The sequence below is a fragment of the Arthrobacter sp. zg-Y916 genome (genome assembly GCF_020907385.1).
GTDB classification, from domain to species: Bacteria; Actinomycetota; Actinomycetes; order Actinomycetales; family Micrococcaceae; genus Arthrobacter_B; species Arthrobacter_B caoxuetaonis.
In genome coordinates, this window is the sequence record NZ_JAJJOD010000003.1 from 114,737 (window position 1) to 129,837 (window position 15,101).

Consider the following 15,101-nt stretch of genomic DNA (forward strand, 5'->3'; position numbering starts at 1 on the left):
TCGGGCCTGCCGGCTAGGCAGTCCGCTGGACCCGCATGACTTTCCTCCGCAGCCAGTACCGGTGGATGCCTCCGCGGTAAATGCGCGTGCGCTGGAGCTCCCACTTGCCGTACTCCGCGTGGTCGGTGATTTTTCGGCGGGCTTCCGGCAGCGACTCATGGGGTCCGACAGAAAGGACCAGATACTCATAGTCCTTGGCGGGAGCGGCAGGAAAGGACCAGTCCGGTTTCAGAATTTGTTCTCGCATTTCCATCCCATTTTGCCTGCTTTGCGGCTAACGTCTAGTCCATGAGCATAGATCCGCGCGTAGCGCTCCAGTCCCTGGTTGCTGCTTTTGAGGAGCACCTTGCTGCTGCTGCCACCCGCCGCGGAGAGAAGGATCCTGCCGTCGAAGGCGCCTACCTGGCTATTGCTGACGCTTTCGAAGTCTACGAGGAAGTGCTCTACGACGCCTACGGTGAAGTCACCCCGCTCGAGATTTACGACGATGAAGAGGCCGACGAGGATCTGCTGGACGAAGACGAGGAAGTCCTGCGAGGATCAGCTGCCGGCAGCCCCTCGGCCTTCGGCACCGAGGAAGAAACCGAAGAGTTCGACGGCGACCCCGAACCCTACGGCCGGCAGGCCGGCAGCGACCGCTAGCCCGGCAGGCCTGCCATGCGGGGGCTTGCGCGTGCCCTAGAGTCGTAGGGTGAATTGGTTCGAAGCGATATTCCTCGGTTTCCTTCAAGGACTGACCGAATTCCTGCCCATCTCATCCAGTGCGCACCTGCGGATCGCCGGTGAACTGCTGCCCGGGGCCCAGGATCCCGGCGCCGCCTTTACGGCTATTACCCAGCTAGGCACGGAGACCGCCGTCGTTGTCTATTTCTGGAAAGACATCGTCCGGATCGTCAAGGCCTGGTTCGGTTCGCTGGCCGGCCGCGTACCCCGTTCCGATCCGGACGCCCGGATGGGGTGGCTGATCATCGTGGGTTCGCTGCCCATCGCCGTCCTCGGCCTGCTGTTCCAGGACCAGATCGAAAGCACGTTCCGCAGCCTCTGGCTCGTGGCGACCATGCTGATCGTCTTTGGCATCATCCTGGCCATCGCAGACACCGTGGGAAAGCAGCAGCGGACCCTGGACCAGCTGACGTACAAGCACGGCATCTTCTACGGTTTTGCCCAGGCCCTGGCGCTCGTCCCCGGCGTGTCCCGTTCCGGCGGCACGATTACCGCCGGGCTGCTGATGGGATACACCCGGGAGGCCGCCGCGCGCTATGCCTTCCTGCTGGCCATTCCCGCGGTTTTCGGCAGCGGCCTGTACCAGCTCGCCAAATCATGGGGGGAAACCGGCCCTTACAGCGGCGCCGAGACCGCTGTCGCCACAGGGGTGGCCTTCGTTGTGGGCTTCATCATCATCGGATGGTTCCTCCGCTACGTTTCCACGCGCAGCTATCGCTTGTTCGTCTGGTACCGCATCGGCCTGGGCGTGGCGATCTACGTTGCACTCGGGTTTGGAGTGCTGCAGCCCTGAGCGCCGCAGCCGGCCCGCTTTACGAATGTGTTCCCCCCGTCCAAGTAAGTAGAGTTGACCTGTGATCGCCTGGAAATCCCGCCCCCTTCCCGACCTGCCCGGCAAGTCCCCGGAACTCGTTCTCTTTGATACTGCCCAGCGCAGGACGGTTGCCGTCCAGCCCGGCGAGGAGGCCGGACTCTATGTCTGCGGCATCACCCCCTACGACGCCACCCACATGGGGCACGCGGCAACCTACGTTGCGTTCGACCTGCTGAACCGCCAGTGGCGGGATGCGGGACACACCGTGAACTACGTCCAGAACGTCACCGACGTCGACGACCCGCTGCTCGAGCGTGCCGCGGCCACCGGCGTGGACTGGACGGTCCTGGCCAAGGAACAGACCCAGCTCTTCCGGGAAGACATGGAAGCCCTGAACGTCCTGGCACCCCGCAGCTACATCGGCGCCGTGGAGTCCATCGAATGGATTGTCCCCGTGGTCGAAGGACTGCTGGACCGCGGCATCGCCTACCGGGTACCGGCGCACGGCTCCGAGCCCGGCGGCGACGTGTATTTCTCGGTTGAGGCCGCCCAGGAACTCGAAGCCGACGGACCCGATGCCTGGTGGCTCGGGCAGGTATCCGGGCTCACGGCGGAAGCAATGCTTCCGGTCTTTGCAGAGCGCGGCGGTGATCCGGATCGTCCCGGAAAACGCCACCCGCTCGATGCCCTGCTCTGGCGCGTAGCCCGGCCGAATGAGCCGCTGTGGCCAGGGGGACGCCTGGGCGACGGACGCCCCGGCTGGCACATCGAGTGTTCGGTGATAGCCCGCCGGTTCCTGCCGGCACCGTTCACGGTCCAGGCCGGGGGATCGGACCTGATCTTCCCGCACCACGAAATGAGCGCCGGCCATGCCTACGCCTGTTCCGGCGAGCCGCTGGCACGGCACTACGCCCATGCCGGCATGGTGGGGCTGGACGGCGAAAAGATGAGCAAGTCCCTGGGGAACCTGGTCCTGGTCTCCCGGCTGCGCGCTGACGGCATCGAACCGGCCGCTATCCGGACTACCCTTGCCGGACACCACTACCGCTCCGACTGGTTCTGGACTGCCGATGACCTGGGGCGTGCCCAGGAACGGCTCCGCCGCTACCGCCAGGCGCTGGAGCTAACCAGCGAAGGAGCAGCTGCGAACCTGCTGGCACAGTTCAGGTCATCGCTTGCCGACGACCTGAATGCCCCCGCCGCCCTTGCCGCGGCAGACGAGTGGGCATCCGCCCTGCTGGACGCACCCGGCACTCCGCCTGCAGGGAGCAGTGCCGGAGCCGGCCTTGCGGCCGCAGCGTTCGATGCCCTGCTGGGCATCACTCTCCGCTAGGGCCCCTTACGGAGCGCAGGGCCGCAGTGCTCCGCGCCGGCCGGCTCAGTCCCGGCGACGGCGCTTGAGGTAGCGCTCGAACTCACGGGCGATCGACTCGCCGGTGGCTTCGGGGAGCTCAGCAGTGTCCTTGGCCTCTTCGAGCTGGCGGACGTAGGCCGCAATCTCGGGGTCTTCAGTGGCGAGCTCGTCCACACCGCGCTCCCATGCCTCGGCCTCTTCGGTCAGGACCGAAGTGTCGATCGGAATCTGCAGGAGCTCTTCGATCCTGTGCAGCAGCGCCAGCTGCGCCTTCGGCGACGGCGGCTGTCCAACGTAGTGCGGAACAGCGGCCCAGAGCGAGAGTGTGGGTATATCGGCAAGCGTGGCTACTTCGGCGAGGACACCCACAATGCCGATGGGCCCTTCGTACTGCGAGGCCTCAACACCCAGATGCTCGCCCAGGTCCTCTTCTTCGCACGTGGCGGTGACCGGTATGGGCCGGGTGTGCGGCACGTCGGCCAGGAGGGCGCCGGCCAGCACAATGCAGTCCACGTCCAGTTCCCTGGCCAGGCCGATCAGCTCCGCCGTGTAGGCACGCCACTTGTAGGACGGTTCAACACCCGTCACCAGGATCAGGTCGATGTTGGTACCCGGAACTTCGGCACGGGAAATGCGCGTTGTAGGCCATTTGATCCGGCGCTGGCCGGACGCGCTGCGCTCGATCGCCGGGCGCGTGAACTGGAAATCGTAGTACTCATCCGCATCGATGCCGGCGATCTTTTCGCTGTCCCAGTAGAGGGACAGGAAGTTCAAGGCATCACTGGCTGCCTCTCCGGCGTCGTTCCACCCTTCGAAAGCTGCCAGCATCACGGTCACCCGCTCACCCGTGCCGCCGAAAAAATCCTGCAGGCCGGCCGCTGGGGACTTATCGGAATTACTCACAGATTCACCTTATGCCCACCGCACCGCACTGTCAGTCCCACGCGCCGACCAAGGAGCAGCCGGGGCGAGGAAGATGGCAGCCGCCACGTAGACTGGGCTTATGTCCCTCCCTGGTGTTCCTGTCCTGCCCGGCGGCTCCGCGTCCGTGCTGCAGGCGGTGCTCTGGGACATGGACGGAACCATCGTCGACACCGAACCGTACTGGATCCAGGCCGAGAAGGACCTTGTCGCTGCCCACGGGGGCACGTGGACGGACGATGACGCCGAGGAACTCATCGGCCAGGCCCTTGACTATTCCGCACGCCGGCTGCAGCAGGCCGGCGTAGCACTGCCCGTCGAGGGCGTCATCGCGTCCCTCGCCGGCGAAGTTGCCCGGCACCTGCAGCAGGAGGTCCCTTGGCGTCCGGGAGCGCGCGAACTGCTGGAGGAGCTGGCTGCGGAGGACATCCCGTGCGCCCTGGTCACCATGTCCACCGGTCCGCTGGCCCGCCTCATCGCGTCGACCCTGCCGGAGGGAACCTTCAGGTCCGTCGTCAGCGGGGACATGGTGTCACGCGGCAAACCGCATCCCGAGCCCTATCAGCTTGCCTTCGACCAGCTCTCCGCCGCTTTCCCCGGACTGGCCAAGTCCCGCTGCCTGGCGGTCGAAGACTCCTATCCCGGTTATACCTCCGCGCGGGAAGCAGGGCTCCCGGCCCTGGCTGTTCCGCATATGGTTCCGTTCCCGCCTGATCAGGGCAGGATCCAATGGGACACCCTGGCCGGACGGAGCCTGGCGGACCTGCAGGAGCTCGCCGCCCTTTCGGCAGGAGGCGCACAATGACCCAGGGACCGGATGCCCCGAAGAAGGAACGCAGCGAAGGAATTCCCCTGGGGAGGATCGGGGGAGTCCCGGTAACGCTGGCCTGGTCCTGGTTCGTGATCGCGGCCGCGATCGTTTTCCTGTTCGGGCCCCGGGTCGCCAGTGTGCTCCCGCAGCTTGGCGGAATCGCCCCCTATGCGGTTGCCCTGGGCTATGCCCTTCTCCTCCTGCTGTCCGTCCTGGTCCATGAGCTGGCGCATGCGCTGACGGCACAGGCCTGGAAATGGCCGACGCCGAGGATCGTGCTCACGCTGTGGGGCGGCCACACGCAGTTCGGCGACGTAAGGGCCACTCCCGGCAAGTCACTGCTCGTGGCCCTGGCCGGCCCGGCGGCAAACTTTGTCCTGGCGCTGTGCGGCCGCATGGTCCTGCCTTTCCTGGAGCCCGGCACAGTGGCCTGGCTGCTTACCGACATCTTCGTCTGGGCCAACATCCTGGTAGCCGTATTCAACGTGCTTCCCGGCCTGCCCCTCGACGGCGGCAGGATCGTGGAAACGATCGTCTGGAAGGTGACCGGCGTCCAGGAGAAGGGGACTGTGGCGGCAGGCTGGGCCGGGCGCATTATTGCGGTTGCCCTGGTTGCTGCAGTCTTCATCCCGCCCTATCTCCAGGGCCGGACTCCGGGGCTCAGCCTGGTCCTCGTGACAGCACTCGTCTCCGGCTTCCTGTGGATGGGCGCCTCTGCGGCGATCACCAACGCAAGGATGCGGCTGCGGCTTCCCGCCATTTCGGCTGCTGCCCTGATGGAACCGGCGCGCCAGGTGCCGACCGGTATGCCGGTCCTGGAAGCCCGGCGGATCGCCGCGGAGGCAGGGACCGGCACCGCACTGGTGGTGACTGCCGCAACCGGCAGGCCGGAAGCCGTCGTCGACAGCGGCGCCCTCTTCGCCGTGCCGGCGGAATATGCCGCCGGGACACCGGTGGATGCTGCGGCACGCGCACTGGCTCCCGGTGCCTACATACCGAACGCGGCTACGGGCCAGGAACTCATCCAGTACCTCTCCAAGCTCTCCGGCAGCGAGTACGCCGTCATCGACAAGGAAGGAACGGTGGTGGGACTGCTCCGGCAGGCCACCGTCGTTGCCGCCATTACCGGGCGCCGGCCGAAAACCGTCCGACCCTAAGACTCCGGGCGGAACAGCACGCTGACTCCGCCGAGACTATCGACCAGCCACACACGAAGGACAGTGACAGATGAACAACCCGGGTACCCCCGCCTCCTCCGCAGCACACGGAGCGGACATGCGCCGCGGCCCCCTGCGTCCGGGCGAGCGCGTCCAGCTCACCGATGAAAAGGGGCGCCGGAACACGATCACCCTTACGGAAGGTGGTGCCTTCCACACGCACCGGGGCTACCTTCCGCACGAAAGTATCATCGGAGTTCCCGAGGGCACGATCGTCACCAATACCACCGGGCACCAGTACCAGGTCCTGCGCCCGCTGCTGTCCGACTTCGTGCTGTCCATGCCGCGCGGTGCCGCCGTCGTCTATCCCAAGGACGCCGGACAGATTGTCACCATGGCGGACATCTACCCCGGCGCCCGGGTGGTGGAAGCGGGAGTTGGCTCCGGTGCCCTGAGCATTTCCCTGCTGCGCGCCGTGGGGGACAAGGGTTCCCTGCATTCCTACGAACGCCGCGCGGAGTTCGCGGACATTGCCCGCGGCAATGTCGAGACCTTCTTCGGCGGCCCGCACCCCGCATGGGACATCACCCTGGGTGATTTCCAGGACGAAGTCGTCAAGAACCAGGAGCCCGGAAGCGTCGACCGGGTAGTGCTGGACATGCTGGCGCCCTGGGAATGCGCTGACGCCGTGGCCACGGTACTGGCACCGGGAGGCGTGTGGATCTCCTATGTCGCCACCGTCACCCAGCTTTCGCGCACGGCGGAAGCCATCCGGGCAGATGGCCGTTTCACCGAACCCGAAGGCTGGGAGTCGATGGTCCGCGGCTGGCACCTGGAAGGACTGGCTGTCCGCCCCGACCATCGGATGGTTGCGCACACCGGTTTCCTGCTGTCCGCCCGCCGGCTTGCCGAAGGCGCCACCGGACTGGTGGCCAAGCGCCGGGCCTCAAAGACTGACTTCAGCCAGGAGGATCTCAACGCCTGGACACCCGCTGCAGTGGGGGAACGCGAAGTCTCGGACAAGAAACTCCGCCGGGCGGCCAAGGACGCCAGCTCCACCGTGCAGCGCGGTGCCCTGCTCAATGCCGAGCGTTTCCAGGAAGAGCACGGGCCGGAGTAAGACCCATAATGCCCTAGCCGCAAAACACAAGACTCCTGGCCCGGTGTATTGCTGGCCCCGCTACGTTATCGTCAAACGAAGGGACCTTAGCAGTGAAGGTGGTCAGAGAATGGTTGACGCGGAAAACACCAGTGGAACCGGGGTTGAAGGTACCCGCAGCGAGTACGGAACAGCCAGCGCGGAATCGCGGCAGCTCAATGTCCTGAGGGACAAGCTGCGCAACGTTGACCGCCAGCTGGCGGCCCTAACCCACAACAACGCCCGGCTGGTTGCCATGCTGGAAACGGCCAGGGCGGAGATTATCAGGCTCAAGGACGCACTGGAGAAGGAAGGCGCGACTCCGTTCAGCTTCGGAACAGTGCTCGCCGTTAACAGCCGGACCGAACCCGAGCCCGGGGTTTCCACCACGGCTACCGTCCAGGAGAGCGTGGACATCATCCAGTCGGGACGGAAGCTCCGCGTTGCGGTGAGTCCGTTGCTGGACCTCGGGCAGATCGTGCCCGGCCAGGAAGTCCTGCTGAACGAATCACTCACGGTGGTTGCGGGCCTCGGCTTCGAGAAGGCAGGGGAGCTCTTCACCGTCCAGGAACTCCTGGACGGTGACCGGGCGCTGGTGGTGGGCCGGGCCGACGACGAGCGGGTGGTCCGGCTCAACGGCCCCCTGGTCGAAGAGAAGGTCCGGGTCGGAGACGCCCTCACGGTGGATACGCGGATCGGCTATGCACTGGAGAAAATTCCCCGCAGCGAGGTCGAGAACCTTGTCCTCGAGGAAGTTCCGGACATCTCCTATTCCGATATTGGCGGGCTGGGGCCGCAGATCGAAGCGATCCGCGACGCCGTCGAACTGCCCTTCATGCATCCGGACCTCTACCGCGAACACGGGTTGAAGGCTCCGAAGGGAATCCTGCTCTACGGCCCTCCAGGCTGCGGCAAGACCCTCATTGCCAAGGCAGTGGCCCATTCGCTGGCCGCACGGGTCATGGAACAGACCGGCATCTCGGGAACCCGCAGCTACTTCCTGAACATCAAAGGCCCGGAGCTGCTGGACAAGTACGTCGGCGAGACCGAACGGCACATCCGGCTCATCTTCGCCCGGGCACGGGAGAAGGGATCCGACGGCAGCCCCGTCGTGGTCTTTTTCGACGAAATGGACTCACTGTTCCGCACCCGCGGCACAGGTGTCTCCTCCGACGTCGAAACCACCATCGTTCCGCAGCTGCTGAGCGAGATCGACGGCGTCGAGAAACTTGAGAACGTGATTGTCATCGGCGCCTCGAACCGCGAGGACATGATCGATCCCGCCATCCTGCGGCCCGGACGCCTCGACGTGAAGATCAAGATCATGCGCCCGGATGCCGAGGGCGCTGCCGAGATCTTCGCCAAATACCTCACACCGGACCTCCCTCTGCACCGGGATGACCTGGCAGAGCACGGCTACGATCCGGTAGCCACTGTCCGGGAGATGATCCGGCGGACCGTGGAAAAGATGTACGCCGAGGACAAGTCCAACGAGTACCTCGAGGTGACCTATGCCAACGGTGACACAGAGATGCTCTATTTCAAGGACTTCAACTCCGGCGCGGTCATCCAGAACGTCGTGGACCGCGCGAAGAAGTACGCGATCAAGGATTTCCTCACCCTGCGCCAGCGGGGACTGAGGATCGACCACCTGATGCGCGCCGTCGTGGACGAATTCCGCGAGCATGAGGACATGCCCAACACCACGAATCCCGATGACTGGGCACGGATCTCGGGCAAGAAGGGAGAGCGCATCACGTACATCCGCACGATCATCCAGGGCAAGGCCGGTCAGGAGCCGGGCCGTACCATCGAGACCGCGGCGAACCCGGGACAATATCTGTGACGGTCCGACGGGTCATGGGGACGGAGACCGAGTACGGCGTCCTCGCTCCCGCCCTGCCGAACGCCAACGCAACCGTCCTCTCCAGCCAGATCGTCAACGCCTACGCCGCAACCGTGCGTTCGGGAATGGGAAACCTCTCCGGAACCCGGTGGGACTACACGGACGAGGCGCCGCTTAACGATGCCCGCGGGTATACCGTGCCCCGGACTGCGGCGGATCCAACACAGCTGACGGACGCGCCGCCCGTGCTGGACGCCGAGCAGATCGCCATGGAAGGCGGAGGTCCGTCCGCCTTGTACGGCGAGACCCAGGACAGCACCGTGCTCATGAACATGGTGCTGGGAAACGGCGCGCGGCTCTACGTGGACCACGCGCACCCGGAGTATTCCTCGCCTGAGGTAACGAATCCCCATGACGCGGTGCTGTGGGATAAGGCGGGTGACGCCGTCGTGCTGGCGGCCATGCGGCACATTGCGCGCACTCCGGGCTTTGCTCCTGTGCTCCTCTACAAGAACAACACGGACAGCAAGGGTGTCTCCTACGGCGCCCATGAGAACTACCTGGTTCCGCGAAGCGTCCCGTTTGGCCGGCTGGTATCGGGGCTCCTCCCGTTTTTCGCCTCGCGCCAGGTGATCTGCGGTTCCGGGCGCGTCGGGATTGGCACCAGCAACCAGCGGCAGGGCTACCAGCTGAGTCAGCGGGCCGACTTCTTCGAGACCGAAGTCGGACTGGAGACGACGATCCGCCGTCCGATCGTCAACACCCGGGACGAGCCCCATGCCGTAGCGGAGAAGTACCGGAGGCTGCACGTCATCATCGGCGACGCCAACCTCAGCGAAGTTTCCGCCCTGCTCAAGGTGGGAACGACGTCGGCGGTCCTGTCCCTGATCGAAGCGGACGCCGTGCCGGCGGTCGAACTGCGTGATCCGGTGGGTGCCCTGCAGCTCATCAGCCACGATCCCTCGCTGACGCAGCTCGTTGAGCTGAAGGACGGCCGGATGGTGACCGGACTGGACCTCCAGGAGATGTATCTCGAAGCTGCAGCGGCCCATGCCCGGACGGGCGGGGGCGCCGACGCCGCGACCGAGGACATCCTGAACCGGTGGATGTCTGTGGTCGGCATGCTTAAAAGGGACCCGATGGCGGCGTCGGCCCAGGTGGACTGGGTGGCCAAGCTCAAACTCCTGCAGGCCTACCGGGACCGGGACGGGTTGGCCTGGAATGATGCACGGCTGAACCTGATCGACCTGCAGTACTCCGACATGCGGCCGGAGAAGGGGCTCTACTACCGGCTCGCCGCCCGCGGCCAGATGGAACGGATCCTGACCGATGAGCAGATCGCAGCGGGGGTAACCCAGCCGCCCGAAGACACCCGTGCCTATTTCCGCGGCCGGTGCATTACCAGGTTCCCCGACGAGGTGATTGGTGCCAGCTGGGATTCCATCATCTTCGAGCTTCCCTCCCGGCGCAGGCTCCAGCGCATTCCCACCCGTGAGCCGCTGCGCGGAACGAAGGCGCTCACCGGGGAGCTTTTCGACGTTTCTGCCGATGCGGAGGATTTTGTGGCCAGGCTCCTGACCGGTCCGGAACCTACCGTGGCACCATAGGACGTAGGACACATCTACCTAGCTGGAAAGGGCAGCGTCATGGCAACCCAGGACAGAAAGAGCACCGGATCCCGCCCCCAGGATCAGGAAGAAATTGATGAGGTGACACCGCCGCCGGCAGCCGAACCTGCCGAACAGTCGACGGCCAACACCGAAGGTGTGGACGACCTTCTTGACGAGATTGACGGCGTTCTGGAGAACAACGCAGAAGAGTTTGTCCGCGGCTTTATCCAGAAGGGCGGTCAGTAGCGGATGACTCAACCGGACCCGGCACAGGCGGTGGCGGCGGCAGCCGGCTCGTCGTTCAGTGAGCATTTGAGCCGCCACCATCCCGACCTGCTTCCGTCGGCGCGGCGGCTGGGGTCCGTACCTGCAGGATCGGCAGCCGGAGCCGCCCCGCAGGCCACGACCATCGTGTCGCTGACCTACGCCGGCGGCGTCCTGATGGCGGGGGACCGGAGGGCAACCATGGGTAACATGATCGCCAGCCGCCATATCCGCAAAGTCTTTCCGGCGGACAATTACTCCGTGCTCGGCATCGCCGGGACGGCAGGGATCGCGCTGGACATGATCCGGTTGTTCCAGGTGGAGCTGGAGCACTACGACAAGATCGAGGGCACTCCCATGAGCCTGGACGGCAAGTCCAACCGGCTCGCGGCCATGGTCCGCCAGAACCTTCCGCTGGCACTGCAGGGCCTGGCGGTCATTCCCCTTTTCGCCGGATACGACACCGACCGTCACGAGGGCCGGATCTTCTCCTACGACGTCACCGGCGGACGGTACGAGGAATACGAGCACCACAGTGTGGGCTCGGGTTCCGTCTTTGCACGCGGGGCCCTGAAGAAGCTCTGGCGGCCTGGCCTGGATGAAGAGGAGGCCGTGCGTGTTGCCGTGGAGTCCCTCTACGATGCCGCCGACGACGACTCCGCGACCGGAGGCCCGGACCTGGTCCGGAAGCTGTGGCCCGTGGTGTACATCGTTAATGCCGCAGGAATCCGCGAGATTCCCGAGCGGGAACTGCACCAGATGGCCGAAGAGCTCGTGGCACGGCGTTCAGTCGCCGGGCTGGAGGCATAGGCGATGACACAGCAGTTCTACGTATCGCCCGAGCAACTCATGAAGGACCGGGCGGATTTCGCCCGGAAAGGCATCGCCCGCGGCCGTTCCGTGGTGGTGCTCACCTGCCGTGACGGCATAGCCCTCGTCGCCGAGAACCCGTCGCCCTCCCTCCACAAGCTCGGCGAGATCTACGACCGGATCGGTTTTGCGGCGGTGGGAAAGTACAACGAGTTCGAAAGCCTCCGGCAGGCCGGAGTCCGCTACGCCGACGTGCGGGGATATTCCTATGCCCGGGAGGACGTTTCCGCTCGGGGACTGGCCAGCGTCTATGCCCAGAGCCTCGGTTCGGTTTTCACCACCGAAGGCAAGCCGTTCGAAGTTGAACTCGCGGTCGCCGAAGTAGGGACCGAACCGTACAGCGACCACCTCTACCGCCTGACATTTGACGGTTCGATCGCGGACGAGAGCAACTACGTGGTCATGGGCGGGCAGGCGGACATCGTCAACGATTCACTGGCCCGGACCTGGTCTCCGGACACGTCCTTCAGCCAGGCCATCGAAGTGGCCGTCAAAGCGCTCTCTTCCACCCGGGTTGCTCCAGAAGCGGGATCCAACGGCGAACCGCCGGCGTCCCCGCCCGAGCTGCTGGGGGCCGGCCTTCTGGAGGTCGCCGTCCTGGACCGTGATCCGCTCTCTACCCGGGGGACTGTCCGGGCTTTCCGCAGGATTGGAACCGTTGAGCTGGACCGCTTGCTGGCCGGCGCGGAAGGAGACTGATGGACCGCAGGATCTTCGGTGTGGAAACTGAATTCGGGATCGCCTACTCGGGACCGGATTCGCGGCCTCTTTCACCGGAAGAAGTGGCGCGTTACCTCTTCCGCAAGGTAGTCAGCTGGGGAAGGTCATCGAACGTCTTCCTGACCAACGGATCCCGGCTCTACCTCGACGTCGGATCGCATCCCGAATACGCCACGGCGGAATGTGACGACCTGGCTCAGCTGATCGCCCATGACCGGGCCGGTGAACTGATCCTCGACGACCTCGTAGACGAAGCGGAGGAACGGCTGCAGGCAGAAGGATTCAACGGGAGCGTCTACCTCTTCAAGAACAACACTGACTCCGCAGGTAACTCCTACGGCAGCCACGAGAACTACCTCATTCCCCGCCGCCTGGAATTCTCCCGCCTGGCCGACATCCTGATCCCGTTCCTGGTCACCCGGCAGCTGCTTGTTGGGGCCGGAAAGGTCCTGAAGACACAGTCGGGTTCCCTGTACGCGTTCTCCCAGCGCGCCGACCACATCTGGGAAGGCGTTTCCTCCGCAACGACCCGTTCGCGCCCGATCATCAATACCCGCGATGAACCCCACGCCGACGCCGAGCATTACCGCCGCCTGCACGTCATTGCGGGCGACTCCAACATGTCCGAGACCACCTCAATGCTCAAGGTCGGGACGGTGGACCTGATGCTGCGGATGATCGAGGCAGGCGTGATCATGCGCGACCTCAGGCTGGAGAATCCGATCCGCAGCATCCGGGAAATTTCCCACGACCTCACCGGATCGGCCCCGCTGAAACTGGCCAACGGGTCCAGCATGACCGCCCTGGAACTGCAGCACATCTATCTGGAGCGTGCTGCGGACTTCGTGGACGCGAACGGTGCGCACAACCGGTATGTTCCGCGCATCCTCGACCTGTGGGGCCGCGCCCTGGACGCTGTCGAAACCGGCGACATCTCAGGGATCGACACCGAAATCGACTGGGCCATCAAGAAGAAGATCGTTGACCGCTACGCCGAGCGCTCAGGGTTGGACATGGGATCCCCGCGCCTGGCCCAGATCGACCTCACGTACCACGACATCTCCCGCAAGCGCGGACTGTTCTACCTCCTGCAGTCCCGCGGAGAAACCGCGCGCGTGGTCGACGACAGTGACATCAAGGAAGCGGTGGATGTCCCGCCGCAAAGCACCCGGGCCAAACTGCGCGGCGACTTTGTCCGCCGGGCGAAAGCTGCCAACCGTGACTTCACCGTCGACTGGGTGCACCTGAAGCTCAATGACCGCGCCCAGCAGACAGTGCTGTGCAAGGACCCGTTCGCCGCTGTGGATGAGCGGGTGGAAGCGCTGCTGTCCACCCTCTGACCCGCGGCACCGCTGCTTTCCGGAGCTCAGGCGGCACTGTCCTAGGCTCCTCTCAGGTGTACGCGTTAGGGTGGGACATGCTGTCCGGATGCGCATGCACCGCTGCGGCGCCCGCTTCCGGGAACAGTCACATTGTCCGCCACTGAAAGAAGTACTGTGCGAAAAGTACTAGCTATACTCCTGCCCGCCCTCCTCCTGCTGACCGCCTGCTCGGGCGATGACAGCAGCGGTCCACTGTCCTCAGTCAAGGTCAGCTCCAACGGCGACGGCAGCGTCCCCACCGTGGAGTTCGACACGCCGCTGACCGTTGACGAGCCCACGCTGGTGCGGGTGAACGACGGCGACGGGGAGGAACTCACCGAAGGCCAGACGGCATCCGTCCGCCTTGTGGTCCTTGACCCCGAGAACGGGGAAGCAGGCCAGGAGACATACACGGCCGAGACGGCCGAGGACATCGCCGTGGACGAGTCCCTCAAGCAGGGCAATGAGCAGATGTACAGCGCCCTGGTCGGTGCGCCTGTCGGCTCCGACTTCGCCTACTACGTTCCCGGCAGCGAAGACTCCGGAACGCAGAACCAGTTCATCGTGTTCACGTTGACCGATGCCCGCGACATTCCGACGCGTGCCTGGGGCACCGACGTCGATCCCGTCGAAGGCCAGCCGGCCGTGACGCTGGATGACGACGGCAAGCCCACGATCACTGTCCCGGAGGCAGACGCACCCACCGAACTCATCGCCCAGGACCTGAAGAAGGGCGACGGGGCTGTCGTTGAAGCTGATGACACCGTCACGGTGCAGTACCACGGCGTGAAGTGGTCCGACGGTTCCGTCTTCGACTCCAGCTGGGAGCGGGGAACGACCATGTCCTTCGGCCTGGATCAGGTGGTTTCTGCCTGGACCGAGGGACTGGCCGGAAAGACAGTTGGCTCCCAGGTGCTGATTGTGGCACCTCCCGCCACGGCCTACGGCTCTCAGGAGGGCCACGAGCTCCAGAACGAAACCCTCGTGTTCGTCGTGGATATCCTCGAGGCGAAGTAGCCGTTTTAGCCGGATAAGATTGCAGGCAGTCCCAAACGAAGGAGTTCCATGTCATTCGGAAAGCGCGAGTACGACCGGCAGAAGCCGGAAATCGATTTCCCGGAGCACGATGCCCCGACAGACCTCGTCATCGAGGACATCGTTGTTGGTGACGGTGCCGAGGCAAAGCCCGGGGACACCGTCTCCACCCACTATGTCGGCGTAGCGTTCTCCACCGGGGAAGAGTTTGATGCCTCCTGGAACCGCGGTGCCCCGCTGGACTTCAAGGTCGGAATCGGCCAGGTCATCCAGGGATGGGACCAGGGCCTGCTGGGAATGAAGGTCGGCGGACGCCGCCGCCTCGAGATTCCCGCACACCTTGCGTACGGTGACCGGGGCGCCGGCTCTGCCATCGCCCCGGGGGAGTCCCTGATCTTCGTCGTGGATCTGCTCGGCGTCCGCTAAGGACCGCAGCAGCTCCCTCCGCATCCACGGGCGGACAGGCGGGCGTCGTTC

Annotated in this window: 15 protein-coding genes and 1 pseudogene; 14 read left to right on the forward strand and 2 right to left on the reverse strand. The window is 64.9% G+C overall.

Annotation, left to right across the window (positions count from 1 at the left end):
• Window positions 1–13: 13 nt before the first annotated feature.
• Entirely contained in the window at window positions 14–247 is a 234-nt protein-coding gene (locus LOC59_RS07510; RefSeq protein WP_227896674.1) for a DUF5703 family protein, read from the reverse strand.
• 41 nt (window positions 248–288) lie between these two features.
• Here LOC59_RS07510 and LOC59_RS07515 point away from each other — a divergent pair.
• The 3 genes and pseudogenes from LOC59_RS07515 to mshC form a co-directional block, all read left to right on the forward strand.
• Window positions 289–534 (forward strand): annotated as a pseudogene (locus LOC59_RS07515) (hypothetical protein); the annotation flags it as partial.
• 157 nt (window positions 535–691) lie between these two features.
• Entirely contained in the window at window positions 692–1,516 is an 825-nt protein-coding gene (locus tag LOC59_RS07520) for an undecaprenyl-diphosphate phosphatase (RefSeq protein WP_227896670.1), read from the forward strand.
• Window positions 1,517–1,577: 61 nt separating this feature from the next.
• The gene (gene mshC, locus LOC59_RS07525; protein WP_229971309.1) at window positions 1,578–2,870 is read left to right on the forward strand and encodes a cysteine--1-D-myo-inosityl 2-amino-2-deoxy-alpha-D-glucopyranoside ligase; all 1,293 of its coding nucleotides are present in this window, start codon (window positions 1,578–1,580) and stop codon (window positions 2,868–2,870) included.
• 45 nt (window positions 2,871–2,915) lie between these two features.
• Here the strand turns inward: mshC and LOC59_RS07530 are convergent, their stop codons facing one another.
• Window positions 2,916–3,794 carry a PAC2 family protein gene (locus tag LOC59_RS07530; protein ID WP_227896668.1) on the reverse strand — a complete coding sequence of 293 codons (879 nt, stop codon included), beginning with the start codon at window positions 3,792–3,794 and terminating at the stop codon, window positions 2,916–2,918.
• 100 nt (window positions 3,795–3,894) lie between these two features.
• Here LOC59_RS07530 and LOC59_RS07535 point away from each other — a divergent pair, with 100 nt between their 5' ends.
• The 11 genes from LOC59_RS07535 (at window position 3,895) to LOC59_RS07585 (ending at window position 15,050) form a co-directional block, all read left to right on the forward strand.
• The gene (locus LOC59_RS07535) at window positions 3,895–4,617 is read left to right on the forward strand and encodes an HAD family hydrolase (protein WP_229971311.1); all 723 of its coding nucleotides are present in this window, start codon (window positions 3,895–3,897) and stop codon (window positions 4,615–4,617) included.
• Window positions 4,614–5,780: a site-2 protease family protein gene (locus LOC59_RS07540; protein WP_229971313.1), complete on the forward strand. Its 1,167-nt coding sequence runs from the start codon at window positions 4,614–4,616 to the stop codon at window positions 5,778–5,780. Before LOC59_RS07535 ends, LOC59_RS07540 begins: the two co-directional genes overlap by 4 nt.
• A 70-nt stretch (window positions 5,781–5,850) precedes the next feature.
• Window positions 5,851–6,900, forward strand: coding sequence for a tRNA (adenine-N1)-methyltransferase (locus LOC59_RS07545; protein WP_227896662.1), 1,050 nt, complete (start codon window positions 5,851–5,853; stop codon window positions 6,898–6,900).
• Between the two features lie 109 nt (window positions 6,901–7,009).
• Window positions 7,010–8,764, forward strand: a complete 1,755-nt coding sequence (gene arc, locus LOC59_RS07550) for a proteasome ATPase (RefSeq protein WP_227896661.1) — start codon at window positions 7,010–7,012, stop codon at window positions 8,762–8,764.
• Between the two features lie 14 nt (window positions 8,765–8,778).
• Window positions 8,779–10,371: a depupylase/deamidase Dop gene (dop, locus tag LOC59_RS07555; protein ID WP_229971315.1), complete on the forward strand. Its 1,593-nt coding sequence runs from the start codon at window positions 8,779–8,781 to the stop codon at window positions 10,369–10,371.
• A 39-nt stretch (window positions 10,372–10,410) separates the two neighbouring features.
• Window positions 10,411–10,620 (forward strand): ubiquitin-like protein Pup, encoded by a 210-nt coding sequence (locus tag LOC59_RS07560; RefSeq protein WP_227896658.1) that lies wholly within the window; start codon window positions 10,411–10,413, stop codon window positions 10,618–10,620.
• Window positions 10,621–10,623: 3 nt separating this feature from the next.
• Window positions 10,624–11,448: a proteasome subunit beta gene (gene prcB / locus LOC59_RS07565; RefSeq protein WP_227896657.1), complete on the forward strand. Its 825-nt coding sequence runs from the start codon at window positions 10,624–10,626 to the stop codon at window positions 11,446–11,448.
• A gap of 3 nt (window positions 11,449–11,451) precedes the next feature.
• Complete coding sequence (gene prcA / locus LOC59_RS07570; RefSeq protein ID WP_227896656.1) at window positions 11,452–12,207, forward strand: proteasome subunit alpha; 756 nt, start codon at window positions 11,452–11,454, stop codon at window positions 12,205–12,207.
• Window positions 12,207–13,568, forward strand: coding sequence for a Pup--protein ligase (pafA, locus tag LOC59_RS07575; RefSeq protein WP_227896655.1), 1,362 nt, complete (start codon window positions 12,207–12,209; stop codon window positions 13,566–13,568). The genes prcA and pafA overlap by 1 nt, the downstream gene beginning before the upstream one ends.
• A gap of 156 nt (window positions 13,569–13,724) precedes the next feature.
• Window positions 13,725–14,606, forward strand: a complete 882-nt coding sequence (locus LOC59_RS16750; protein ID WP_227896652.1) for an FKBP-type peptidyl-prolyl cis-trans isomerase — start codon at window positions 13,725–13,727, stop codon at window positions 14,604–14,606.
• 48 nt (window positions 14,607–14,654) lie between these two features.
• Window positions 14,655–15,050 carry an FKBP-type peptidyl-prolyl cis-trans isomerase gene (locus tag LOC59_RS07585; RefSeq protein WP_227896651.1) on the forward strand — a complete coding sequence of 132 codons (396 nt, stop codon included), beginning with the start codon at window positions 14,655–14,657 and terminating at the stop codon, window positions 15,048–15,050.
• The last annotated feature ends 51 nt before the right edge of the window (window positions 15,051–15,101 follow it).

Excerpts from the sequence above, each read along its gene's own strand:
- LOC59_RS07510 (WP_227896674.1), bottom strand. The coding sequence starts at position 247 with ATGCGAGAACAAATTCTGAAACCGGACTGGTCCTTTCCTGCCGCTCCC.
- LOC59_RS07535 (WP_229971311.1), top strand. The coding sequence starts at position 3,895 with ATGTCCCTCCCTGGTGTTCCTGTCCTGCCCGGCGGCTCCGCGTCCGTG.
- LOC59_RS07540 (WP_229971313.1), top strand. The coding sequence starts at position 4,614 with ATGACCCAGGGACCGGATGCCCCGAAGAAGGAACGCAGCGAAGGAATT.
- LOC59_RS07545 (WP_227896662.1), top strand. The coding sequence starts at position 5,851 with ATGAACAACCCGGGTACCCCCGCCTCCTCCGCAGCACACGGAGCGGAC.
- arc (WP_227896661.1), top strand. The coding sequence starts at position 7,010 with ATGGTTGACGCGGAAAACACCAGTGGAACCGGGGTTGAAGGTACCCGC.
- dop (WP_229971315.1), top strand. The coding sequence starts at position 8,779 with ATGGGGACGGAGACCGAGTACGGCGTCCTCGCTCCCGCCCTGCCGAAC.
- LOC59_RS07560 (WP_227896658.1), top strand. The coding sequence starts at position 10,411 with ATGGCAACCCAGGACAGAAAGAGCACCGGATCCCGCCCCCAGGATCAG.
- prcB (WP_227896657.1), top strand. The coding sequence starts at position 10,624 with ATGACTCAACCGGACCCGGCACAGGCGGTGGCGGCGGCAGCCGGCTCG.
- prcA (WP_227896656.1), top strand. The coding sequence starts at position 11,452 with ATGACACAGCAGTTCTACGTATCGCCCGAGCAACTCATGAAGGACCGG.
- pafA (WP_227896655.1), top strand. The coding sequence starts at position 12,207 with ATGGACCGCAGGATCTTCGGTGTGGAAACTGAATTCGGGATCGCCTAC.
- LOC59_RS07585 (WP_227896651.1), top strand. The coding sequence starts at position 14,655 with ATGTCATTCGGAAAGCGCGAGTACGACCGGCAGAAGCCGGAAATCGAT.